Origin of the sequence: Enterococcus sp. DIV1083b (genome assembly GCF_051713705.1) — a bacterium.
In the GTDB taxonomy this organism is placed as follows: Bacteria; Bacillota; Bacilli; order Lactobacillales; family Enterococcaceae; genus Enterococcus_D; species Enterococcus_D casseliflavus.
Genome location: NZ_JBIOQJ010000001.1, coordinates 967,328 through 989,639 on the forward strand (window position 1 = coordinate 967,328; position 22,312 = coordinate 989,639).

Consider the following 22,312-nt stretch of genomic DNA (forward strand, 5'->3'; position numbering starts at 1 on the left):
AAAAAATCTACAAACCGTTGATTAGAAAGGAGCAGCTTATGGAGTAGGTAGTGGGTATCGATTTTTCGATAAGAAGGAGAGGAAGAATGTGAAAAAAGAAAAGAGAATGTTAGGTGATAAAAGTTATTGTGAAGAAACAGACAAGCGAAGGAGTCGGAAACTACATAAGTATCTGCTTGTCGGACTGATCGTTGTCCTTGTACTTAATCTATTTCCATTTGGTCGTTATGCTGACAATGTGGTAGAAGCCGTTACTTCTACAGAACAAAAGCAAAATAGTGAAGATGGTATCGAATATACAGAGATTCATTCAGCAGAAGAATTAGATACCTTAATACGTAAGGAACTAAACGGTAATTTTAAGCTAGTTAAGGACATTGATCTATCCGACTATCGTTCTAATACAAATACTGCGAATCAAGGATGGCTACCGATCCCAAACTTTACGGGTGTGTTCAATGGTAATGGCCATACGATCAGTGGGTTGCGGATAAATCGAACAGGTAGTAGTTTTTTAGGTTTATTTGGTTCAGTCAATGGAGCGACAATCAAAAATGTGACCGTTGCACTTGGTGGGGATATCCTAGGATCTTCCGCTGTTGGTGTCATTGCAGGGCGAACGACGCATGTAACAAACAATGGTGCCGTTTTAGAAAACAATCAGGTGATTGGCAACGGGCATACAGTTAGAGCCACGGCGCTGCTTGGGTATGCCGGCGGGCTGATTGGTTATTCTGGAGATAATACACGACTGGAAAACAATCAGGTAGAACATATCAATGTCCTGACAAATGGCGTTAGCAATTACGCCGGAGGACTTGTCGGTGCTGCTCGTAACTCTTCATTATTCGATAATGCAATCAATCGTGCCAAGGTAGAGGCGTATTCCTATGCTGGAGGGATAGCTGGGGTTACTTATGGATACTCTGCTCAGGCGCACAGCAATGGCACATTAGTAACGAAAAACATTGTCGATACTGAAAGCAGCGTACAGGGAAGAGGCTCCTATGCCGGAGGGGCATTTGGGGCAATTTATGAAGGCAGTGAAGTGCGGCAAACACTGACGCATGCGAAAGTAGTCGGCAAAGGGTCCTACAATGGCGGCTTTGCTGGAGTTATTTACGATCGTTCAACGGTTGACCAGTCTGCGGCTTATGGTTCTGTCGAGGCTGTGCGCTATACAGGTGGCTTTGTCGGAGCGTTGTATAACTCGGCCTCTGTAAGTAATTCTTACGCACGAGGAGCAGTGACTGGAACAACCGAACTAGGTGGCTTTGTTGGTACATTCTATGATTCAGCGATCATTGAAAACAGCTAGCAGCGAATACGATCCATACGGATGAAAGAAATCAAGAGCGTGCTGGTGCTTTTGCCGGTCAACATCTTGGCACACGGCAACAATATGCAGGGACGAATTATTTTGATCAGCAAATAGCTGGTATCGCACAAAATTTAAGTAATGCAGGCGGCGAGCAAACGAGTGGTGCTAGACCTCAAGGAAAAGATACGCAAGAATTTTCACAGTCAGGGACATTCGAGGGGTGGGACTTTGAAGATACTTGGATCATTGATAATGGCTATCCAGTATTTCAATTTTCCTATAAAGAACCTGACATTCCAAAGGAGATCGAAGAACCCATGATCATTGTTCATACAGCGTTTCCAGAAGGAGAAGTCACTGTCCCATTCATTGACATTGAGTATACAGCAACCCCAACAATAGGCAATGAGATTATAGAAGTCTATGTGAAGATCAACGGTAATTTTGATAGTTATTTGTATCTGAAAGGCGGGAATGGTATTACGCCCAAGGGTGAGTTGGGCACAGGGAGAGTTTTTTTCCGACCGATACAAGGAGAAAATCATATTGAGGTCGTGGCTTTTGATAGTAGTGGTGTGACAGGAAGTTATAAAGTTGATCAGCCTGTGAAAGTGGTGGAACATCCTGTTCCAGATTCACCAAAACCAGAAGAAATTAGTACGGAGTTCTTTTGGGAAGATGAACGCAGCTTTGTGAATAATCGCTTCCAGTTATGGCTTACAGGAGCTACCGTTGAGGAAAGAAAAAATGTGACGCCAGAGATGATTGAAGAAGCGCTTGCTTCCATTGATGCCACTTTATTGATCGAACCTGATTGGCTCGGTCAGCTTACTGTTCAAGTAAAAGAAAGTACAGCAGAAGAGCTGATTGAAATGATTGAAGATGTGATAGAAAATTTCCCAGAAGTCTTTGAAGATGGCAATCTTGATACATTAGATGATGCATCAATCAACGAAGTCACCCCTGTGGAAACAATGAGCAATAAGGAATATTTTCCTGACGATCCTTGGTGGAATAACGATGAATGGGGGCTACGTGCGATTAATTTACCCGAAGCATGGGCGTTATTTGGCACACATGAAAGGGAGAATGTCAAAGTAGGGATTATCGATGATGGTGTATGGGGGAAGCATGAGGACCTACAGATACCAGCTGGAAATATTGAAAATGATCCAAACGCTAAAATAAATACGGAACTATCTACAGCCGATCATGGTACGCATGTTATGGGAACGATCGGAGCCATTCAAGATAATCAACTAGGAGTTAGTGGAGTAATTAATATTTCACGACAGAATCTTCTTAGTTATAATTCGTTTGATAGGATAGCTACAGATAGAAACACGGGTAAAAAATCTTTAACAACCAGTGCTAATGCTCAATTAAGTGGTTTAAAATGGAATGTCATAAGCGGTTCCAAAGTAATCAATGCAAGTATTGGCTCAAATAAGGGGGTTAAACCATTACCACAGATTAGTTTTTTTAATCCTTTTATAAAAATAACTCAGAACTTAGCTAGTGCTCAATATGAGTTCGTGATTATCCATGCTGCAGGGAACAGTACAATGGATGCTAAATATACAACGTCTTTTTCTAACATTAGAGAAAACCATGCATTAAGAGAACGAATAATAACAGTAGGAGCAACAATGACTGAGAACAATCAAATTGAAATGTGGAGCGATTCAAATTATGGAACGATTATAGATGTTGTTGCTCCAGGGCATAGTATAAAAAGTACTTCATCGGTTAGTAAAGACTTATATGTTCATAAGAGTGGAACGTCCATGGCAGCACCTCATGTTGCTGGTCTTGCCGCTCTTGTATGGTCGGAAAATCCAGGACTTTCGAGTGCACAAGTTAAAGAGGTCATCACCCAATCTGCAAAAAGGTCTGGCACAGAGGTTAAAGAAACTAGGGCAGATCTTCCTAAACTAACATACTATCAAGTAGATGCTCATGCTGCACTAAGTCAAGCTCGTGGAGTAAATCCAGATATTGATACGGTTCTCATTCGTGGAAAAGTTTGTCTAGAATCTAATGGTCATATGGTCGAAAATGCTCGTGTTCATTTGTATCAGAATAATGAACTATTAGAACGAACATGGACAGATCAAGGGGGAGAGTTTCGATTCCACAATCAAACGCCCGGTCATGATTACCGAATAACAGTGCACTACCCATGGCATGCAGCTGCCAGAATCAATAATCTTTCAACTACTGCTGGCAGTCAAGAAACGAATGTAGGGCTAATTTTCCTCCATGAATCTTCTTATGTAGGAATTGACACTGTCTTTTTATTAGATGATTCTGGCAGTATCAGCGCGAATAATTTTAGGCAGATGACTAATGAAGTACAGGCATTATTTTTAAATGAAGATGCTTTTACGAGTGACGATCGGATTAGCTTGTTTACCTTTAATTCTAGAGTAAATCTACATTTCTCATTTTTAAATCCTTTACTTGCAGCTGAGCGGCTTCCTAGGCAAGTTGGCGGTAGTACTGCATTAAACCAAGCAATTGCGCAAGGTAACCAAGAATTTGAACAGTATAGACGAAAAAACGCAAAAAAAGTAATGGTTGTTCTTACAGATGGACACAATAATATTTCAGGTCCCCCAGAGGCAGAGTTGATCCAACAGGCTAAAGAAAACGATGTAACAATCTTTTCTATAGGGGTGGGGAATAATCTAAATCAACGCTTTCTCGAAAATATTGCAAAAGAAACAGATGGTGAATTCTTCCATATCTCTAACTTCCAACAATTAGCAGAAATTTTTGAAAAAATTCGTTACGAACTATTTGACGAAGATATCCAAAAGCTGCAAATCGAACTTTCAGATACTATTGCTCAAAATCTTCAGACGACCAATGTGGAGTCTGAACGTTTAGTAGCATAGAGTTCTTTTTAAGGAATATGAATTTGTTGTTCATCAAATGGTTATCAATTAGTTTTTTTACTAGTGAAAAATAATCATTTGATGGACATTTTTCATAAACTTCGAAAACCTTAGATGTAAGGAGTGAATTGAATGCAATCAGATCAACGCATAACCGCAATGAATAAGAAAGAGACTGATAGAGCAAATCCCTTATGTATCATTCTTTGTATTTTATTAATTTGTTTCACCATCTGTCACTTTTTAGTTTTACCTGTAAAAGCAGCCGAAGTTTCAGATACTGATTCAATTCAGATAGAAGGCACCTTAGCCGCCATCCTCAACAGCGAAAGAATTAATCCAGAACCCACAGAGCCGCTCACTGAACCATTGCTGGAAATCGTCACAGAGCTACCTGATTCAGAATTAATGATTCCCTTTTTTGAATTGATTTATGCAGTGACACCAAGCGAGGGGGAAATGCTGAAAGAAGTCTATGTCAATGTGAACGATGAATATGATCGGCATTTGTATCAAAGAGCGATAGGGGAGCCGAAGGTCACGGAGCGAACATTTGGTGAGGCACGACTCTTTCTCTCTAGTGACCAACAGGAAAGTAAATTTGAGTTGGTCGCCGTCGATAGCAGTAACAAAAGGACTTATTATCCCATAGAGCAGTCATTTTGGTTATCGGAAAATCCCGAGCCGCCGTTGCCGACTATTGCCGACATATCAATCCTTGATCGTTATGAAGGAAAGATAGCTTTTGTACATAATCGTCTCCATCTCCAATATAATGACGAGATACTTACAGGAATAAACGAGCAAAACGGCGAAACGAGTTTAGATCAGCTGTTGGATGAACTTTCTTACTATGACATGGCGTTGATTGCTGGACCAAACAAGAATGAGAGAGTAACGATTCAGTTAAAGCAAACTCCTTATAGAGAGCTTAATAGATTCTTTCGTGATTTAGAAACATTTACTTCTGGTATTGTTACCGATGGAGAAATTGAAGAGATGACTTTAGCTGAGGTGGACCAGTTACCCAAAACAGCAGCACCCGTCGATCGCTCGGTTGAGTTTAAACGGCATATGTTAAAAATCGGCTGGGTACCGGGCTTGTTTTTCCGAAGGTATCAGGACAACGTGGTAGGTTTCAAGCTGCATGAAGAAACCATTTTTTTAAATCCCGAGTCGTTTCCTGAAACTTATCTCAGTATGAAACTGATAAATGAAAAAATCGACGAAGCTGTTGCAGCGATTGATGGCATTCGTTTAGAAGAAAATCGACTTTCTTATCCTTATGTGCAAATAGCTGTAGGAGGAAATACACCAAGGAATTTAGTGAAGAAAGGGCAGCAACTACTGACGAATTATCCCGAAGTCTTTTCAAAAGGGTATGTAATAATCAGAGGAAGGCAAAATTTTTATGGCTATACTACCACAGACGAATACAAACGACGATGGCGTGTTATGAGTATCTTTGAAGAACGGAACTACCCTATCTGGGCAATCATCAACCCGAACGGCACAGTTTCGTCGTTAACGAGTATGGGTTGGCACGGCGTGACTGTCAGCATGGCGTTAGTGATAGGATTTGGTTCTATCGGCTTTATTGTGTTTATATTTGAATTTTTTGCTTGTCAAAGGGCAGAAAAACGGAAGAGGAATAGGGAACCAGGTAAAAACTGATACCCGTTTGTCATTCTTAAAATCTGAAAGAATTCTGTTACCTCTAAAGAAGAAAGGAGCAAAGTGAATGCAAGTCGCTGCGAAAATAAATTCAACCGACGAGAAAGGTATTAAAAACCTCTTTCGCAACCATAAAATCTTTTGTTTGTGTTTCTTTTCTCTTGCCATCTATCATATGACCAGTTGGCAAGTATCAGCAGTCGAAGTACCAACCGGCCAGTCTCAAGGCGTCTTAGCCGACATCTTCAACAGCGAAAGGAATACCCCAGAACCCACAGAGCCACTCACTGAACCATTGCTAGAAATCGTCACAGAGCTACCCGATTCAGAACTAATGATTCCCTTTTTTGAATTGATTTATGCAGTGACACCAAGTGAGGGGGAAATGCTGAAAGAAGTCTATGTCAATGTGAACGGTGAATATGATCGGCATTTGTATCAAAGAGCGATAGGAGAGCCAAAGTTCACGGAGCGAACATTTGGTGAGGCGAGGCTTTTTCTCTCTAGTGACCAACAGGAAAGTAAATTTGAATTGGTCGCCGTCGATAGTAGTAACAAAAGGACTTATTATCCCATAGAGCAGTCATTTTGGTTATCGGAAAATCCCGAGCCGCCGTTGCCGACTATCGCTGATGTAACGACGGAAGATTATTATGGGGAAGAAGTGACCTTCATTAACAATCGGCTTCATCTCCAATTGAATAATGAGAAATTCGTGCAAGAAAATGAAGTGAATGCCGAAAAATTTTTAGATGATTTGCTTGATGAACTTGCATATTACGACATGGTATTGATTGCTGGTCCAGACAAGAATGCCCGAGTAACGATTCAGTTAAAACAAACTCCTTATAGAGAGCTTAATAGATTTATTCGTGATTTAGAAACATTTACTGAGGATATTGTTACCGATGGAGAAATTGAAGAAATGACTTTAGCAGCAGCAGAACGATTACCGAGGACAGAGGAACCTGTCAATCGTTCTGTAGAATTCAAACCAGAGATGCTAAAAATCGGCTGGGTACCAGGTTTGTTTTTCCGAAGATATCAGGACAATGTAGTAGGCTTCAAGCTGCATGAAGAAACCACATTTTTAAGTCCAGAATCATTTCCTGAAACTTATCTCAGCAAGGCACTGATAAACGAAAAAATCGATGAAGCTGTTGCAGCGATTGGCGGCGTTCGTTTAGAAGAAAATCGACTTTCTTATCCTTATGTGCAAATAGCTGTAGGAGGAAATACACCAAGGAATTTAGTGAAGAAAGGGCAACAACTACTGACGAATTATCCCGAAGTCTTTTCAAAAGGGTATGTAATAATCAGAGGAAGGCAAAATAATTATGGCTATACTACCACAGCCGAATACAAACGACGATGGCGTGTTATGAGCACCTTTGAAGAACGGAACTATCCTATCTGGGCGACCATCAATAGGAATGGCACAGTATCATCCATATACAAAATGGGCTTAAGAGGGCTGCCGACTATCGTGAAACTACTAGGAGGCGCCGGTCTATTTTGTGGCATTCTGAATTTCGCCATCTTCATTTACCGAAAAAGACCTCCTCGCAAGAAACACGAGTTTTGGGGATAACGTTCATTGATTGGCATGTGGAAAGTCCTTTCAAGCTGAAGGAGAACGGGGGAAACGCTGTTGTCTTTAAGTGTCGAAACAGTGAAGGACAACCTTCTTTCGAGAAACCAACATTCGATTAAAAGCTGTGATGAACGCCTAGCTGACGCTTGTCGCCTTTAAGAAAATCGAAGTGCTAGCAAGGGAATTTCTGCCAAAAAGAATATTTTGATCGTACGACTTTGATCCACGCAAAGCTAACCACTGGAGCCTTGGTTACATAAAAAACCTCTCAAAAGCAGCTGGTCGCTGATTTTTGAGAGGTTTTGTCTACCAAGAGATAGCTATGGTGTTTTTTCCAGTTGAAATTGTTTATTCAAATTCTTCATACTCATTTGGGTCTTGACTATCGATGCGGCCGTCTGCTTTGTTTAACTGATTGATTTGATTGATTTCATCTTCAGTCAGTTCAAAGTCGAAGATCGCAAGATTTTCTCGTTGATGGGCGAGGTTTCTTGATTTTGGAAGGGGCAAAATGCCACGATCCACATGCCAGCGCAAGATGATTTGACCAGCGGATTTTTGGTATTTCTCAGCTAATTCAGTGATCAGTGGTTCTTTCAGGGCATCGCTGCCACGACCTAATGGGCTCCAAGCTTCCGTTACGATGCCGCGCTTTTTGTTTTCTGCGACCATCCGTTCTTGGACCCAGTAAGGATGGATCTCAATTTGATTTAGTGCAGGGGTCACACCAGTTGCTTCAATGATGGCATCCAAATGTTCTGGTTCAAAATTGGAAACGCCGATGGAACGGATCAAGCCTAATTTTTGGGCGGTCACTAAGGCTTGCCAAGCTTCGACATATTTGCCGCGTTTTGGTAATGGCCAGTGGATCAAAAAGGCATCGAAGTAGTCGAGCCCCATGCGAGCAAGGGATTCTTGAATGCTGGTTAAGGCATCATCATAGCCATGGTATTTTCCTGGTAATTTTGAGGTGATATAAAATTCTGAACGTGGGATACCAGAGCGACGGATCGCTTTGCCGACAATGCCTTCATTGTCATAATTGGTTGAAGAATCGATCAAGCGATACCCGTCGGCGATCGCTGCTTGCAGCTGGCTCAATCCTTCTTCACCGCGGATCTGATAGGTACCGATGCCCACTGCGGGGCGTAAATTGCCGTCGTTTAATGTCAGTAAAGGTGCTTTCATAAAATGATTCCTCCTTTTCTTTTCTACATTCTACTCTAACGCTTTTTTGACAGGAACGTAACCAACTTGCTCAAGCAGACAAAGAAAAAAGAGCAACGGTTTCTGTTTCAGAAACAATTGCTCTTTTTGATCAAATTATTTTTCAGGCGGTGTGCCATACATTTTTGGTGTGACTTGATCGAGTTTTGGCGCTTTTCCTTCGACTTTTGGTTCGTCTAGCCATTGGTATTCGCCTTCACCATCAAGGGCTTTGCCTTTCGCCCAAGAGCCTTCTTTGCTTTGGTCGCCTTCTGAGAAGTTATAGAAATCATAAGCGATATCTAAGCGTTCGTTTTTGCGGTCAAAGGTAGTCGGCACTAAAATTGAGCCTTCGTTTTCTTCCAATTCTTTCACGGCAGCTGCCCAGAGATTTTGGTGGTAGCTATCACGCGCTAATAAGACCGAAAGTAAGTCTTTGACCCCACGGTCATCGATCATTTCATAGATGCGTGCTACTTGCAGACGACCTTGTGATTCCGCATTTAAGTTGGCACGGAAATCAGCAAGTAAGTTGCCACTAGCAATGATATACGCACCTGACCATGGATTGCCGACGCTATCAGCAGGACGTGGTCCTAAGCCGGCAACGATGGCATGTTGCGGATTCATTCCAGAAATGATCGCACCGATCGTTGGGTCTTTTTTCATAGCCGCTTCTTGATCTTCCACAGGTGCACCTTCCAGTAGACGTGCAACCATCGTTGCTAACATTTCAACGTGTCCAAGCTCTTCAGTAGCGATATCCATTAACATGTCTTTGTATTTTTCTTCCCCACGGCAGCTCCATCCTTGGAATAAGTATTGCATGGCAACACTCATTTCTCCATATTGTCCACCGATTAATTCTTGAAGGTATTTCGCAACTAACGGATTTGGTTTTTCTGGTTTAGCTTCAAACTGTAATTCTTTCTGATGACGAAACATACGATTCCTCCTAAAATTTTTTATTGGGCCCATAAAAAGTTTCTCATGAATCGAAACGTTCGTCTAATAAAACGCACTTTGCCAAAATGAAAAAAGCATTGAAAAGAAAAGCCATTTATTTTGACAAAAAGCCTGAAGCGTTAGATAGTTAAATTAAGAGAGAATTAGAAAAGGAGCGAGTCACCATGTTTCAGTATTACAAAATGGAAGACCGAAAAATAAGGAAATCTTCGGAGGAGGATTACAATTGGCTAGTGGTTTCTGGCACAGATCCAGAGGAACAACGCCACTTGTTAGATAAGTATCAACTGCCCGAAGATATTTTTATTGGCGCCAATGAACCGGAAGAAGTGTCGCGGTTGGAATACTTGCGCAACACTAAGTTGAATCATCCGATTCTCTATACCCTGATCGATTTATCGGAAGTGACTGAGGATCGAATCGAAGACCGTCTTGAGCCTGTGACTTTTATCTACACCAAAGATCTGTTGATCACGTATGTCTCTCATCAATCCAATCTGATCAAACGATTGATCGAAAAGCATGAGCAAGACATTCAACGGTATGAAGATATTGTTGCCTACTCGACGCTGATGATCTACACCCATTACATCAAAGGTCTGCAGGAAATGAAGAAACAGATTGATGCACTAGATGAAGCAGCCCGTAAAACGACGGAAAACAACGAATTGTTTAATTTAGCCGATACCGAACGAGACATGGTCTATCTGGATCACACCTTGCGGGACCAAAACCATACTGTCGATCGTTTGATGGATCGCAAAGAATTTTTGGATCGTTTGGATAATGAAGCACTCGTTTATGACATCAAGCTGCGGCAGAAATTTGCCATGAAAATGGTCACCATCTATCGCGACTTGCTAGAAACCATCGGTGGCTTGTTCTCTGATATGATGGACAACAATCTAAACCATCTGATGAAATACTTAGATTCTGCGGCATTAGTGGTGGCTGTGCCGTCCTTGATCGCGGGGCTATGGGGGATCAACACCGGGGGACTGCCAGGAAAAGACAATGCCATCGGCACGATCATTGTCTTTGGTTTGGCTATATTAGTCGGCATTTTAACTGCCGTCTACTTGTCACGAAAAGACTTTTCAAAATAAAAAGCGCCGCTGCTCTGTTGCACCATTCATCCATAAAAGGAGAAAGGTGTGACGAAGCAGTCGGCACTTTTTTTATTTTAGTCCGCTGTCTAAATTGCTATCGAGAATCCAGCGCTGAAAGGCGAGGAAGACCAGCAGCAAAGGCAAAATGGAAATTACCGAGGCAGCGATCAAAATCGTCCAATTGATATTTTCCGCACCCACCAAGCTGCGGATCGCCACTTGCAAGGTGTATTTTTTCGGATCATTCAAGACGATCAAGGGCCAGATATAATCATTCCACCGCCACTGGAAGGAAAAGATCCCCAGTGTCATAATGATTGGTCGGGCAATCGGCAGCATGATTTTCAAAAAGATCATCCCATCCGAAGCGCCATCGATGCGGGCTGATTCAATCAGATCGTCAGGAACGGAGACGAAAAAGGTTCGGAACATAAAGATACCTGTTGCTGTATTGATGGAAGGGATGATGATCCCCAATAAGTTATCATATAAGCCTAGCGAACGAATGACAGAAAACGTTGGGTTCATGATAACTTCCGTCGGCAGCATGGTGGTGGCGATGATACAGATGAAGAAAAAACGCAGCCATTTGGCATCGTATTTTGCAAAGGCATAGCCACAGGCGGCGCTGACTAGGATCGTCAATAAAGTGGTGACCACCGCTGAAATCAACGTATTATTGAAGTAACGAAAGAAATCCAATGTTGTCCAAGCATCAATAAAGTTTTGAATGGTTGGATTTTCAGGAATGATTTTCAAGGGATAAGCAAATAGTTCAGTCCCTGGTTTAAAGGCACTTAATAAGAACCAAAGTAGTGGGAAAAGGTACAGCAGGGAAGTGATGATCAGTGCCAGCGTTAAAAAAAACATCGCTGACTTTCTTGTGACAGGTCGTTTGGTTTTGATGGTCTTAGATGTCATTCTTGCCGCCTCCAATCTTCATTTGTGCTAAGCCTAACAGTAAAAGAATCACGAAAAGTACCATGGAGGCAGCACTAGCATAGCCGACCCGCATTTTGTCAAACCCAGTCGTATAGATATATTGCACGATCAACATGTTGTCGGTTCCTGGACCACCATTGGTCAGCGATTGCACGAGGGCGAACTCTTTCATAGCGCCGATCGAAGCCAATAAGATGACCATAAAGGAAGTCGGCCGCAGCATAGGCAAGGTGATGTAGCGTAATTTATGCCCAAAGCTGGCGCCGTCGATCTCGGCAGCTTCATACAATGAGCGAGGGATATTTTTCAAAGCTGCAGTAAATTGCAGCATGTTAAAGGCAGTGCCACCCCAGATGGCAGCCAAAATAATGACAGAAAAGGCAGCATTCGAGTCGGTAAACCACGGGACAGTTTGTTGTCCTGCTTGCTCTAGAACAAAGTTGATAAAGCCAAAGTTTTCACCAAACAGCCATTTCCAGATAACCCCAGCGATGATCCCAGAGATAGTCCATGGTAAGAAAAAAATGATCTTTGCGAAAAATTTGCCTTTCGCCAGCTGACTGTTCAACATCAAAGCGACGGCGAGAGAAACGACATAGATACTTGGGACCAGAATGATCACGTAACGAAATGTACGAAATAGTGCTTTATAGAAGCTGGCGTCTTGAAACAATTCTTGATAATTCGCCAAGCCGATAAAATTGGCTGTCGCAAAGCCTTTATAGTCCGTCAACGAGTAATAAAGTCCTAAGAGTGCTGGAATCAAAAAGAAGATAATGAACAAAATGATGCTTGCGCCAGTGAATAGCAACGGCCATTTGTTTTTTTGTAAAGTGCTCACAGAAAATTCCTCCTCCGACGATCGTATCAGCAACAAAGAACCCGCAGTCTGCAAAAAGCCAGACTATGGGTTCTTTGTGGTTGAACGTCTGTTTATTTCTTCAAAAACCCATCATTGTAATCCTTGATCGTCTTGTCGATTGCCTCATCTAATGTAATTTCATCATTTAACACTTGCACGATGGCATCACGGTAAGCCCCTGTCAATCCAGTGTAGCCTTTCATACTCATCGTCACTTGATCGGTGGTTTGCTTGCTGCTGATTGGTTGAGCAGCGGCTGCGATCTCTTGGTTGTAGATTTCATAAGCATCCTGGCCTTGTTCATAATCGACCGTCAAATCTTCCACCGCAGGTAAGTAGCCAGCATAGGTACAAAGCTGTTTGTAATTTTCTTCTTCGTACAACCATTTGATGAATTTTTCACCTTCTTCACTGTTTTTACTATTGTTGAAGCCAGTGATGAAGTTGCCGCCCATATTGACCGCGCGGGTCTCTTCATAAGGAGAATAGGTGGATTGCCAGTTAAAGTTGCTGATGTTGGTAGAAAAATCAACGATCTGCCAGCTGCCAGAAAAGTAAGCTGGAACACGGCCGCTTTTGAACATAGCAGAAGCATCTTCTCCAGAGGTCCAAACCGATTTTGGCATCACTTCGTCATTGTTCAAATCAACAAATTTTTGCAAAGCCGCTTTCGTAGCATCATCGGTCGTATAAGAATCACCGCTGTCATCTAAAAAGAAATCTTGTCCCCCGTATTGATAGGTGAAAGCCCGTAAACGGTGATCCGACGCGTCCATGACCATGCCGTATTTGGCATCGGTTTTTTCAACGACTTCGTTGATCGCAGTTAAAAATTCATCCCAAGTCCAAATGTCCTCTTCCGAAGTGGGGTAGGTCACGCCAGCTTCATCAAACAAATCCGTATTGATAAACAACCCAGTGGCAGTGACATCGGAAGGGAGTGCTTTGACGACATCTGCTTCATCTTTGATCGTCATCGATTCCAATGTTTTTGCCTCACTGGCGATGTCTGATAGATCCATTAGATAGTCATTCCAGTCAGGTTGAACGGTAGAAACCCGCACGACCTCTGGTGCATCATCCGCTTGAACAGCTTTGGTGATCTTTGTCAGCAAGTCCGCATAAGGCACATCGGTGACTTCGACAGTCACACCAGTTTCTTCCTTGTATTTTTCCGCCATTTTCGAATAAGCGCCGCCTTCACTGGTATCTCCAGAAACGAACATACGAATCTGCTTGTTCTCGCTGGCACTGTCACCACTGCCGCAGCCGGCGACTCCCAACATCACTGCCGCCAAAGACAAAATTGAATACCCTATTTTTTTGTTCATTTTGTTCCTCTCCTTAATTGAATGATTTTTGTTCAAAAAAACGTTTCCAATCGAAAACGATCGAAACGTCCCCCAATGAAAAATAGCTGAAGTACTGAAAAGATAGCAGTCCTAGGACTGATTGAGGAGTGAAAAGTGCCAATTATCTGACAAAATAAGAGTGGTTCTCCCTCAGTTTAGCGGATAAGATGCAAAATACAAAATAAAACGATTTCAAAAAATGCACCAATACTAAAAAAAACGAATTAAAGCTCTTACAACGATAATTAGGAAGTGCTGATAAACGTTAATATAACAAGGTTTGAAAATTTTTTTTGCAAATTGAGTGCAAATCTTTTGTCTAAAACGGGGATTAAGCGTAACATAATATGTGTAATAACTACTTAAAAGAAAGAAGGAGAAAAATATGCATTGGTTATGGGTATTAATCGTAGGAGCTATTATCGGTTTGATCGCCGGAGCTATCACAAATAAAGGTGGATCAATGGGTTGGATCGCCAACATCGTTGCAGGTTTAGTAGGTTCAGCTATTGGACAAGCGATCTTAGGTTCTTGGGGTCCATCACTTGCTGGAATGGCAATCGTCCCATCAATTATTGGTGCGGTTATTGTAGTTGCTGTTGTTTCATTCTTCTTAGGACGTTCAAACGGCTAGTCCATTCAGCAATTGTTTTCATTCATTTATTTCGGGTAGGAACTACCTTGAATAGACAGGCAAATCCAGAGTTTCTGGGTTTGCCTTTTTTGTTTTTTAAAAGGATGCATAAGCAATCCTTTTGTCAGATTAGAAAATTGTCGTTACACTTGAAGTAGGTCAAAAAAAGAAAGGAAGAGGTTCAATGAAAAAGCAATATGAAACAGCGATGATCAATCGAGGCGGACGTGTCGGAGAGGTCGAAGCACCAAACGGTAGTTTTCACCTGAAAATCGACAAGCCAGGTCTTCATAGTGAAGGGACCAATCCAGAGCAATTATTTGCCGCAGGCTATGCTTCATGCTTCAACGGTGCCGTACAGCATATGCTGAAAGAGCATAACATCGAATCCGAATCCGAAGTTAAAGCAAGAGTGTCTTTGTATCAGCATGAGGACGGTAGTTACCAAATCGGCGTGATTTTAGAAGTATCGTTACCAGGCGTTGAAAAAGCCGAGGCAGAGAAAATCGCAGAAGAAGCCCACGATTTTTGTCCGTATTCTCGTGCCACTCGCGGCAACATTGATGTCGAAGTTCAAGTAGTCTAAGCAGTATTACGAATAGGCAAACAATAAGCGGTTGGGAAATCAACCGACAAGAGGGAATTCATCAAGGAGGCCAATCAATGAGACAAACAGAGAGCTTGCTGCTTTTGGGCGTGTTTGCGGTTGGCCTTTTTGTGGTGTACTGGCTAAAAAAGCACCGACATACACGCCACAACCAAGCACTGGCAGCCCAGCTGAAGCGTTACCCCAGCGTGCGGCAAGCGTGGCTGGCAGCCGGGGCGAAAAGGGAAGCAGTCCTTTTGGTTCCCGGTTTAAAAGAAGCCACTGCCGCAGTGGCAACGACGGCAACGGCGAAAGCAGAAACGAGGCTGCACAAGCATGCAGATCAATGTCAGGCAATGACCCCACAAGGGTTGGCCGTTTCAGAGGACTATTTGTTCATCTCAGCGTATTGTTCGCAGCAGGAACATCACTCACAGCTTTATATAATAGAAAGAACGAGCGGGCGGCATCTGAAAACGGTGGTTCTGCCAAAACGCCCCCATGTCGGTGGACTAGTCTTTGATCGAGCAACGCAAATGCTGTGGCTAACCATTACAGGGAAAGGAATGGGGCGCGTGGCGTGTGTTTCTTTGCAAGCACTGCTGGAAGATGATTCCTTGGCAACCAATCAGCCTATCGCTTATCAGCAAGTCATCGAATTGGCAGGCATCACTCACAGCTCCTATTTGGCAGCCGATGGCGGTGAACTTGTCTCAGGGACCTTTGCCTTGAAACAAGGAGGCGTGGTGGCGAATTATCCATTGTCTGTCCTTTCAGACAGCGGTCGCAAAGCGCCTCCTCGCATCAAGCCTCGTAAGAGAAGGGTCACCACCACGAAAGTCCAAAGTATCGCCTTTACCACTGAATACATGTTGCTGGCACGTTCTTTTGGACCAGGGTCGGCGGAGTTATGGGTCTTTTCAAAGGATGCAACGGTGCTGACCCGCAAACATGCGTTGCGGCGCATCAAGTTTCCCCATTACCTTGAACAGATCGTGGTAGAAAAAGGGCAGCTGTACTGCTTGTTTGAAAGTGGGGCATGGGCGTATCGGCAAAAAGGCGGCAGCATTGATGAAGTCGTGGTATTGGACCTTGCGACCTTGCTCCAGTAAAAGCACTGCTTAAAAGAAAAAAGACCAGCCTCTTAAGAAGCTGGTCGTAAGTGCAGTGATTAGTCCACGATTGCTCGTTGGATATCTAAGACGGTACCTGTATGAGCATCTGCCAAAAATTCATAGGTGACAAGTTGCCCGTCTTCGGTGCGGGTGATGCCGCCAGTATATCCTTGGGAAGTGATCGCAAATTTGCGCAAAGGTTGTTTTTCGAAATTGATCCAAGAACCTTCGATTGGTCCTTCTTTGATAAATGCTGCTTTTATATTGTCTAAGACATCATCGGCATTCATGGCTTGCCTTTTCTTCAACCAGATCGTTGAAAAAATTCCTCCTGCAAAGCCAAGACCTAAACCGATGGTCAGTCCATTTTTAAAATAATGCAATGGATGCTCATTCTCCATCTAATGTCCCTCCTAAAGTAAGTTTTCCCGAATGTTTTGATCTCGGTGAAAGCACAGGTTCTCTTAACAATAGTTTACCATAGTTTAGAAATATTCTATAAGAAAAATAACCAACAATAGAAATTTGCGCTATAATAAAGAATATCAGTAGGAATAAGGAGGAAGAGAGCACATCCGTTGTTTCACCCAAAAATTGCTGGAAAACACAGCAACAGCAAGCGTTGCTTTTTCAAAAAAAGCAGCTTTGTTTCTTTAGGGCAGCAAACAACCGATACGTGTTTCTCGAATGATCATGGAAGAAAAAACATTTCAACGCATCAAAGAACTAACGGAGTTACAAGGAACCAGCGGGTTTGAACACGACGTGCGAGCGTATATGCGTGAAGCGATGACCCCATTGGTGGACGAGATCCAACAAGACGGCTTAGGCGGCATCTTCGGTCTGCGTCACCACCAAGAAGCAGATGCACCACGGGTGATGTTAGCTGCTCACATGGACGAAGTTGGTTTCTTATTGACGACGATCACCGATCGCGGCTTATTCAAAGTCACTCCTTTAGGCGGATGGAACCCTTATGTGGTTTCTGCTCAACGCTTTACATTGAAAACAGCAAAAGGCGATTATCCATGTGTTTCTTCTTCAGTACCGCCACATTTGTTGCGAGGAAGCAGCGGTCAAAAAAATGTCGAAGTCACAGATATTTTGTTTGATGCTGGGTTTGAATCAAAAGAAGAAGCAGAAAGCTTTGGTGTACGTCCTGGCGATACGATCGTCCCACAAGTGGAAACCATCAAAACAGCCAATGGGAAAAACATCATCTCGAAAGCTTGGGACAACCGTTACGGCTGTGCAGTCGTATTAGAAGCACTTGAAGCCTTGAAAGAGGAAACGTTAGGCCATACGCTGATTGCTGGTGCCAATGTTCAAGAAGAAGTCGGCTTACGAGGTTCTCGTCCATCTGTGACGAAATTCAAACCAGACTTGTTCTTTGCGGTCGATTGCTCGCCAGCAGATGACACAGTCACGAAAAATGGCACCTTTGGTCATCTAGGAGCCGGGACTTTGATGCGAATCTATGATCCAGGCATGATCATGTTGCCACGGATGAAAGAATTCTTGTTGGATACAGCAGAAAGCAACAACATTCCTTACCAATACTTTGTTTCAAAAGGTGGTACCGATGCTGGTGCAGCACACATGGCAAATGAAGGGATCCCAAGTTCTGTCATCGGTGTTCCTGGACGTTACATCCATACTCACCAAACCCTATTCAGTATCGCTGATTTTGAAGCGGCACGGGAAATGGTGATTCAAGTCTTGAAAGGTTTGGATCGTTCCACTGTTGATACGATTTTGGCTGGACAATAAGCGAGAACGAACGAAAGCAAAGAGACAGCAATCCGTTGTCTCTTTTTTTCTGCAGGGGTTTGCAAGATCAGCATGTCAGTTGGTAGTCCCTGAAAGAAAGGTGTATACTGAAAGAAAAGAAAGTGGTGAGCATTTGATTATTCCAAAAGATTTAGCAGAGTTAGCAACATATGTGGAGAAAGGCAAAAATGTCTTCTTTTTCACCGCCGATTGGTGTGGCGATTGCCGATACATCAAACCGCAATTGCCTGAGATCGAAGCGGACTTTCCAGAGCTTCAATTTGTCGAAGTCGACCGTGATGAATACATGGATGTAGCGGTTGAATGGAACATTTTTGGTATTCCTAGCCTCGTCGTTATCGAAGACGGCAAGGAGCTGGGACGGTTAGTCAACAAGGATCGCAAAACCAAAGAAGAGATCGAAGCCTTTTTAACCAGTGTACAATCAGCATAGGAGGGGAAAAAGATGGAAGTACAAAGATATCAAAACATTTTAGTAGGGATCGATGGGTCAGATCAAGCGATGTCTGCCTTCAAAAAAGCAGTGGAAGTCGCTCGCCGAAATCAAGGGAAGGTCTATGCCGCAACGATCATTGATCAGCAAGTGCCGACCATGATGGGCTATGCACCTTTGGATAGTTCCATCTTAGAACAAGAAAAAGATACGGCGAAAAATCTGATCGACGACTGCAAAGCTTATGCAAAATCAGTGGATTTTGATCTAGTAGAAGGCATCGTCGCTTACGGCTCCATCAAAGACGCCCTTGCCACTCAATTACCAGACCAATACGACATCGATTTGATCATGGTGGGGCAATCTGGGCTGAACGCCGTGGAACGCTTCATGATGGGGAGTGTCGCCAGCTTCGTTATCCGTGAAGCCCGGTGCGACGTGCTGATCGTATCGCCTGAAGAAACCAAAGCGTAAGGTCATTTTTGAAAAAATAAGCTTGTCGTTGCCGTGTTCTTTTCCTTAAAGAAGATGGCAGCAAAAGAAGACAAGGGCTAAAAGAAAGTTCCTGAGAACCAGCGATGTTTCACTTGTTAGCAAAGCACCGTCTTTCGCTGATGAGCTGCAGCTGGTTCTCAGGATTTTTTGCTCATTTTGAAGGAAGACATCTGTCGCTGTTGTCTTTCTTCTTAGGTAGTAGTGCCAAACAGAAGTTTTTAGAACCAGTGTTTATCGGCTCGTTAGCAAAGCAGCGTCTTAGCTAATAAGCCGCAGGTTCTGCTCCTTCGCCAATCCTCAACCTAAGCCAGCCAGCAGAAGTTGGTTCTCAGGCGTTTTTTGTCTTTGAAAATGAGTAGAATTTCAAGGAAAACAAAGAAATTCCATGACGGATGCCAAAAAATTTGTTAAGATTATGGGCGGAATGTGTAAGTACCTAAGGAGGAAAAAACGTGATTTTTGCTTATAACAAAGAATATGTCAGTGATACACTGCTTGCCATCACAGCAGATGATAAAGGATTAGAACAAACCGTCGAACGCAAAGGCAATGTTGCCCAAATCAAAAATGAAGAAGGCACGATCGTCGGCTGGAACTTTTTTGCGATCTCAGAAGTGATGACGATCGAAGGCCGTGGCCAAGTGACGTTGACGAAAGAACAAATCCAACAATTGAACACCATGATCAAAGAAGCAGGATTCAGCGAAGAACTGCCAGCAGATACAGAACCAAAAATCGTCGTTGGCTATGTGAAGTCTTGTGTGGAACATCCAGACAGCGACCATCTGTCTATCACGGAAACAGAAGTCGGGGATGGGGAAGTCTTGCAAATCGTCTGTGGTGCTGCCAATATCCGTAAAGGCTTGAAAGTCGTTGTCGCAAAACCTGGGGCAATGATGCCAGATGGCTTGATGATTTGGCCGGGGACACTTCGTGGCGTAGAAAGCTTCGGAATGATCTGCTCTGCTAAAGAACTGCATTTAGAAGGTGCACCAATGAAAAAAGGCATCCTTGAGCTGCCTCAAGATGCCGTTGTAGGTGAAGCTTTTCCAGTCGGTAAAGCCTAAAAAAATGAACTGCCGCTTCCTGTTTTTGCGGCAGTTCATTTTTTGATTGTTTCGATTGGTTTTGGTGATTAGTTGCTGCTGTCTGTTGATTGTTCGTTGATCGACGTATCAACGGAAAGTTTTACTTCTGCTGTTTTTTCTTCATCGCCACGATAGAAGGTTACAGTGATCGTGTCACCGACTTTGTGTTTGTACAACGCAGATTGCAGATCCGTTGTTGTGCTGACTTCTGTATCATCGATCTTCGTGATAACGTCATATTGTTGCAATCCTGCTTGTTCTGCTGGTGTTGCATTGTTGACTGAGTAGATCACAACGCCAGAAGTTACGGATGAAGGAACTTTCAAGATTTGTTCTTGTTGTTGTGATGTGATGGAACCTAAATCGATCGTTTGGATACCTAGTGCAGGGCGAACCACTTTGCCATCTGCTTCTAGTTGATTGATGATTTCAACGACATCGTTACTTGGGATCGCAAAGCCCATCCCTTCGACACTAACACCTGAAGCAGAGCCAGATGTGCTGGCGATTTTACTTGAGTTGATCCCAATCACTTGACCATCAACGTTGATCAGTGGACCACCTGAGTTCCCTGGGTTGATCGCAGCATCCGTTTGGATCGCATTGATGCTGATCGTACCACCAGATTCGTTTTGGCTTGTTACTTGACGATTCAAGGAAGAAACGATCCCTTGTGTCACAGAGTTTGCGTAGTCAGAGCCTAGAGGAGAACCGATCGCGATGGCTGGTTCGCCGACTTTCAAGGCACTTGAATCACCAAATGTTGCGGCAGTCGTCACATGCTCTGAAGAGATTTTCAATACAGCTAAGTCTGTGTAAGCGTCAGTACCGACCAATTCAGCTTTGACTTTCGTACCGTCTGCTAAAACAACTTCCAAACCGTCTTGACCTTCAACGACGTGGTTGTTGGTTACGACATAGGCATCGTCGCCATCGATTTTGTAGATGACCCCACTACCTTCAGAAGAAGCTTCTAAAGCACTGTCGTCGTCGCTTTGGCTATCGCCTTCACTTTGTCCGCCTTGCTGACCAAAGAGGCTGTTCCAATCGTTGCTTTGACTTTGTTGTAGATTAATGATGGAAACGACAGAATCTTGTACTTTTTCAACTGCCTCAGTGACATCGCTAGTCACATCAAGTTTTACATTGGATACTTGGGTTTGTCCGTTAGAATCTTGGACCCCGCTGTTGGTCGTGGTTTCTGGTGTTGAAGTCAAAGAGGAACCCATTGCCAGATACAGACCGCCGAAGGTCAATAAACCGCCGACCATACCGCCTAAAATCCCAATTCCTAATCGTTTTAATAAACCAGGAGAAGTTTTCTTGCCTGGTGTGACATATTTTCTTGCCATTACTATTTCCCCCTTAATGAATAATTCGTTATAATCAGTATATTCCTTCTATCTGAGATTAGTCTACTAAGAGATTTTGAAAAAAATATGAAGAAGTTGCGTAAGAATCTGTTTCAAACGATGAAATTTTCTTCGCAAAACCCGTTCATTTTTGAATAAAAATAGCAGGCGAAACTGGGGAGAAGCGAAGGTCTTTTTATCCACAGTGTGTGGACAAGTTCGAGAGCTTTGATTGGGTGGATGAAGAAACCCTTGAAGTGTCGCAGTTTTATAGATAGGATAGAAGAATTTCAAAGAAAGTCAAAGTGTGTAAAAGGTTGTGGATAGCATTGTCCACATTTTCGTAAAATAAGGGGATAACGAGGAGGAACCTATGAAAATCAAAATCGTCACAGTAGGAAAACTAAAAGAAAAGTACCTCGTTCAAGGAATCAACGAGTACGCCAAACGATTGGGGGCATACGCAAAGCTTGAGTTTGTCGAAGTACCAGATGAAAAAGCACCAGAAACCTTGAGTGAAGCCCAAATGCTGCAAATCAAAGAAAAAGAAGGGCAGCGCATTTTAGCCAAAATCAAAGACACCGAATATGTCTTTGCCTTAGCGATCGAAGGCACCAATCCCACCAGCGAAACCTTCGCCAAACAAATCGATCAACTCGGCATCCAAGGAAAAAGCCAACTGACCTTCGTCATCGGCGGCTCCCTAGGCTTGAGTCAAGAAGTCATGACCCGCAGTGATGCCAAGATCTCTTTTGGCAAAATGACCTATCCGCACCAACTCATGAAACTGATCTTATTGGAGCAAATCTATCGCGCGTATCGAATCAATACGGGGGCGCCGTATCATAAGTAAAACGAATTAGTAAGGATAATCTATCAATAAAAGGAAAGA

Annotated in this window: 21 protein-coding genes; 14 read left to right on the forward strand and 7 right to left on the reverse strand. The window is 43.1% G+C overall.

Annotated elements, in window-relative coordinates:
- Positions 1-88: 88 nt before the first annotated feature.
- The 4 genes from IGI69_RS04495 (at position 89) to IGI69_RS04510 (ending at position 7,486) form a co-directional block, all read left to right on the forward strand.
- Positions 89-1,318 carry a GLUG motif-containing protein gene (locus IGI69_RS04495; RefSeq protein ID WP_438739840.1) on the forward strand — a complete coding sequence of 410 codons (1,230 nt, stop codon included), beginning with the start codon at positions 89-91 and terminating at the stop codon, positions 1,316-1,318.
- A 320-nt stretch (positions 1,319-1,638) separates the two neighbouring features.
- Positions 1,639-4,221, forward strand: coding sequence for a S8 family serine peptidase (locus IGI69_RS04500; protein ID WP_438739842.1), 2,583 nt, complete (start codon positions 1,639-1,641; stop codon positions 4,219-4,221).
- A gap of 132 nt (positions 4,222-4,353) precedes the next feature.
- Positions 4,354-5,895 (forward strand): hypothetical protein, encoded by a 1,542-nt coding sequence (locus IGI69_RS04505; protein WP_142967793.1) that lies wholly within the window; start codon positions 4,354-4,356, stop codon positions 5,893-5,895.
- A 67-nt stretch (positions 5,896-5,962) separates the two neighbouring features.
- Positions 5,963-7,486, forward strand: a complete 1,524-nt coding sequence (locus IGI69_RS04510) for a hypothetical protein (RefSeq protein WP_086294809.1) — start codon at positions 5,963-5,965, stop codon at positions 7,484-7,486.
- Positions 7,487-7,837: 351 nt separating this feature from the next.
- Here IGI69_RS04510 and IGI69_RS04515 read toward each other — a convergent pair whose 3' ends face one another.
- Positions 7,838-8,677 carry an aldo/keto reductase gene (locus IGI69_RS04515; protein ID WP_086294810.1) on the reverse strand — a complete coding sequence of 280 codons (840 nt, stop codon included), beginning with the start codon at positions 8,675-8,677 and terminating at the stop codon, positions 7,838-7,840.
- Between the two features lie 135 nt (positions 8,678-8,812).
- Complete coding sequence (locus IGI69_RS04520) at positions 8,813-9,640, reverse strand: manganese catalase family protein (protein ID WP_005225417.1); 828 nt, start codon at positions 9,638-9,640, stop codon at positions 8,813-8,815.
- Positions 9,641-9,825: 185 nt separating this feature from the next.
- Between IGI69_RS04520 and IGI69_RS04525 the strand changes: the two genes are divergently transcribed.
- Positions 9,826-10,767: a magnesium transporter CorA family protein gene (locus IGI69_RS04525; RefSeq protein WP_086294811.1), complete on the forward strand. Its 942-nt coding sequence runs from the start codon at positions 9,826-9,828 to the stop codon at positions 10,765-10,767.
- A gap of 72 nt (positions 10,768-10,839) precedes the next feature.
- On the opposite strand, the gene IGI69_RS04530 is transcribed toward IGI69_RS04525, so the two are convergent.
- From IGI69_RS04530 to IGI69_RS04540, 3 genes are all read right to left on the reverse strand, one after another.
- Positions 10,840-11,691 carry a carbohydrate ABC transporter permease gene (locus IGI69_RS04530; protein WP_010747711.1) on the reverse strand — a complete coding sequence of 284 codons (852 nt, stop codon included), beginning with the start codon at positions 11,689-11,691 and terminating at the stop codon, positions 10,840-10,842.
- Positions 11,681-12,553, reverse strand: a complete 873-nt coding sequence (locus tag IGI69_RS04535) for a carbohydrate ABC transporter permease (protein ID WP_194193132.1) — start codon at positions 12,551-12,553, stop codon at positions 11,681-11,683. The genes IGI69_RS04530 and IGI69_RS04535 overlap by 11 nt, the downstream gene beginning before the upstream one ends.
- A gap of 92 nt (positions 12,554-12,645) precedes the next feature.
- On the reverse strand, positions 12,646-13,905 hold the full coding sequence (locus tag IGI69_RS04540) for an ABC transporter substrate-binding protein (protein WP_087627106.1): 1,260 nt from the start codon (positions 13,903-13,905) through the stop codon (positions 12,646-12,648).
- 406 nt (positions 13,906-14,311) lie between these two features.
- Here IGI69_RS04540 and IGI69_RS04545 point away from each other — a divergent pair, with 406 nt between their 5' ends.
- The 3 genes from IGI69_RS04545 to IGI69_RS04555 all read left to right on the forward strand — a co-directional run bounded on the left by IGI69_RS04545 (position 14,312) and on the right by IGI69_RS04555 (position 16,258).
- Positions 14,312-14,560 (forward strand): GlsB/YeaQ/YmgE family stress response membrane protein, encoded by a 249-nt coding sequence (locus tag IGI69_RS04545; protein ID WP_005225422.1) that lies wholly within the window; start codon positions 14,312-14,314, stop codon positions 14,558-14,560.
- A 184-nt stretch (positions 14,561-14,744) separates the two neighbouring features.
- Positions 14,745-15,146 carry an Ohr family peroxiredoxin gene (locus IGI69_RS04550; RefSeq protein WP_005225423.1) on the forward strand — a complete coding sequence of 134 codons (402 nt, stop codon included), beginning with the start codon at positions 14,745-14,747 and terminating at the stop codon, positions 15,144-15,146.
- A gap of 77 nt (positions 15,147-15,223) precedes the next feature.
- Positions 15,224-16,258 (forward strand): YncE family protein, encoded by a 1,035-nt coding sequence (locus tag IGI69_RS04555; protein ID WP_368264147.1) that lies wholly within the window; start codon positions 15,224-15,226, stop codon positions 16,256-16,258.
- A 59-nt stretch (positions 16,259-16,317) separates the two neighbouring features.
- On the opposite strand, the gene IGI69_RS04560 is transcribed toward IGI69_RS04555, so the two are convergent.
- Positions 16,318-16,662 carry a peptidase gene (locus IGI69_RS04560; RefSeq protein WP_005225425.1) on the reverse strand — a complete coding sequence of 115 codons (345 nt, stop codon included), beginning with the start codon at positions 16,660-16,662 and terminating at the stop codon, positions 16,318-16,320.
- 292 nt (positions 16,663-16,954) lie between these two features.
- Between IGI69_RS04560 and pepA the strand changes: the two genes are divergently transcribed.
- The 5 genes from pepA (at position 16,955) to ytpR (ending at position 20,047) form a co-directional block, all read left to right on the forward strand.
- Positions 16,955-18,031: a glutamyl aminopeptidase gene (pepA, locus tag IGI69_RS04565; protein WP_034872382.1), complete on the forward strand. Its 1,077-nt coding sequence runs from the start codon at positions 16,955-16,957 to the stop codon at positions 18,029-18,031.
- A gap of 133 nt (positions 18,032-18,164) precedes the next feature.
- Entirely contained in the window at positions 18,165-18,485 is a 321-nt protein-coding gene (locus tag IGI69_RS04570) for a thioredoxin family protein (RefSeq protein WP_194193215.1), read from the forward strand.
- A gap of 12 nt (positions 18,486-18,497) precedes the next feature.
- A complete protein-coding gene (locus IGI69_RS04575) occupies positions 18,498-18,959 on the forward strand; it encodes a universal stress protein (protein ID WP_438739847.1) in 462 nt (153 codons plus the stop codon).
- Between the two features lie 104 nt (positions 18,960-19,063).
- Complete coding sequence (locus IGI69_RS04580; RefSeq protein WP_422704517.1) at positions 19,064-19,246, forward strand: hypothetical protein; 183 nt, start codon at positions 19,064-19,066, stop codon at positions 19,244-19,246.
- A 186-nt stretch (positions 19,247-19,432) separates the two neighbouring features.
- Positions 19,433-20,047 (forward strand): YtpR family tRNA-binding protein, encoded by a 615-nt coding sequence (ytpR, locus tag IGI69_RS04585; protein WP_005225431.1) that lies wholly within the window; start codon positions 19,433-19,435, stop codon positions 20,045-20,047.
- Positions 20,048-20,115: 68 nt separating this feature from the next.
- On the opposite strand, the gene IGI69_RS04590 is transcribed toward ytpR, so the two are convergent.
- Positions 20,116-21,420 carry a S1C family serine protease gene (locus IGI69_RS04590; RefSeq protein WP_010747716.1) on the reverse strand — a complete coding sequence of 435 codons (1,305 nt, stop codon included), beginning with the start codon at positions 21,418-21,420 and terminating at the stop codon, positions 20,116-20,118.
- Between the two features lie 373 nt (positions 21,421-21,793).
- On the opposite strand from IGI69_RS04590, the gene rlmH reads away from it, so the two are divergent.
- Positions 21,794-22,273 carry a 23S rRNA (pseudouridine(1915)-N(3))-methyltransferase RlmH gene (gene rlmH, locus IGI69_RS04595; RefSeq protein ID WP_438739850.1) on the forward strand — a complete coding sequence of 160 codons (480 nt, stop codon included), beginning with the start codon at positions 21,794-21,796 and terminating at the stop codon, positions 22,271-22,273.
- Positions 22,274-22,312: the final 39 nt, after the last annotated feature.

Bases quoted from the DNA above. Each gene is read 5' to 3' on its own strand.
- IGI69_RS04500 (WP_438739842.1), top strand. From the start codon at position 1,639: ATGATCATTGTTCATACAGCGTTTCCAGAAGGAGAAGTCACTGTCCCA.
- IGI69_RS04505 (WP_142967793.1), top strand. From the start codon at position 4,354: ATGCAATCAGATCAACGCATAACCGCAATGAATAAGAAAGAGACTGAT.
- IGI69_RS04510 (WP_086294809.1), top strand. From the start codon at position 5,963: ATGCAAGTCGCTGCGAAAATAAATTCAACCGACGAGAAAGGTATTAAA.
- IGI69_RS04515 (WP_086294810.1), bottom strand. From the start codon at position 8,677: ATGAAAGCACCTTTACTGACATTAAACGACGGCAATTTACGCCCCGCA.
- IGI69_RS04520 (WP_005225417.1), bottom strand. From the start codon at position 9,640: ATGTTTCGTCATCAGAAAGAATTACAGTTTGAAGCTAAACCAGAAAAA.
- IGI69_RS04525 (WP_086294811.1), top strand. From the start codon at position 9,826: ATGTTTCAGTATTACAAAATGGAAGACCGAAAAATAAGGAAATCTTCG.
- IGI69_RS04530 (WP_010747711.1), bottom strand. From the start codon at position 11,691: ATGACATCTAAGACCATCAAAACCAAACGACCTGTCACAAGAAAGTCA.
- IGI69_RS04540 (WP_087627106.1), bottom strand. From the start codon at position 13,905: ATGAACAAAAAAATAGGGTATTCAATTTTGTCTTTGGCGGCAGTGATG.
- IGI69_RS04545 (WP_005225422.1), top strand. From the start codon at position 14,312: ATGCATTGGTTATGGGTATTAATCGTAGGAGCTATTATCGGTTTGATC.
- IGI69_RS04550 (WP_005225423.1), top strand. From the start codon at position 14,745: ATGAAAAAGCAATATGAAACAGCGATGATCAATCGAGGCGGACGTGTC.
- IGI69_RS04555 (WP_368264147.1), top strand. From the start codon at position 15,224: ATGAGACAAACAGAGAGCTTGCTGCTTTTGGGCGTGTTTGCGGTTGGC.
- IGI69_RS04560 (WP_005225425.1), bottom strand. From the start codon at position 16,662: ATGGAGAATGAGCATCCATTGCATTATTTTAAAAATGGACTGACCATC.
- pepA (WP_034872382.1), top strand. From the start codon at position 16,955: ATGGAAGAAAAAACATTTCAACGCATCAAAGAACTAACGGAGTTACAA.
- IGI69_RS04575 (WP_438739847.1), top strand. From the start codon at position 18,498: ATGGAAGTACAAAGATATCAAAACATTTTAGTAGGGATCGATGGGTCA.
- IGI69_RS04580 (WP_422704517.1), top strand. From the start codon at position 19,064: ATGTTTCACTTGTTAGCAAAGCACCGTCTTTCGCTGATGAGCTGCAGC.
- IGI69_RS04590 (WP_010747716.1), bottom strand. From the start codon at position 21,420: ATGGCAAGAAAATATGTCACACCAGGCAAGAAAACTTCTCCTGGTTTA.
- rlmH (WP_438739850.1), top strand. From the start codon at position 21,794: ATGAAAATCAAAATCGTCACAGTAGGAAAACTAAAAGAAAAGTACCTC.